Annotated in this window: 1 pseudogene; it reads right to left on the bottom strand. The window is 43.8% G+C overall.

Annotated features, from left to right (window positions below):
- Positions 1-612, bottom strand: a pseudogene (locus AC1MDJ_RS08400) (hypothetical protein); the annotation flags it as partial.

Here is a 612-nt window from a genome sequence, read left to right as displayed (position 1 = left end):
ATACTGCTCTGTATGCGCATCAAATACGTTCATCGTTATAACATCATTCTCAGACTGCTGTATCTGCTCTATGCTTAACGCCCTAAGAATATCTTCATCCGCTACAAAACGTATCTCTGAATTCCGACCCGTCATCGCTCCCTGTATAACAATAGTGCCCTTCACAGCATCGTTGCCACTACCAGCAACTGTTACTAGATGTGCCAGCTTGCTAAGCTCAACATCGGGGTCGCCCATCTCTAGTGTTATAGCTATCGCATAAGCTATTTTATCGTTCAACTCCTGCAATGTGTTATACTTGTCCAGATATATATCAGCAGTCTTGTTGTTGCCGAGCAACGTCAACTTTCTAGTATTATCTAAGAGCATACGACCATCCGAATCTGTGAACTGCGCTATGTCCTTCAGGTGTAACACAGCAATTTCATCACCTAGATGCTTATCTGTAGCATCTCCAAAAGCAGCAACAGAAAGGATAGTCTTCATCACCTTAAAATCGCCCGCTTCATCAATCGTAACAACATTGTATTGCAGGTCGCCATTATCTCTATCCCATATAACGCGTGGCGTCTGGAAACCTATCTTAGAATCACCCGTATCGGGGTATGCTCC

The organism is Candidatus Termitispirillum reticulitermitis, from assembly GCF_054655775.1.
The sequence above is the reverse complement of the archived record's forward strand: the minus strand, read 5'-3'. Positions and strand labels throughout refer to the sequence as shown.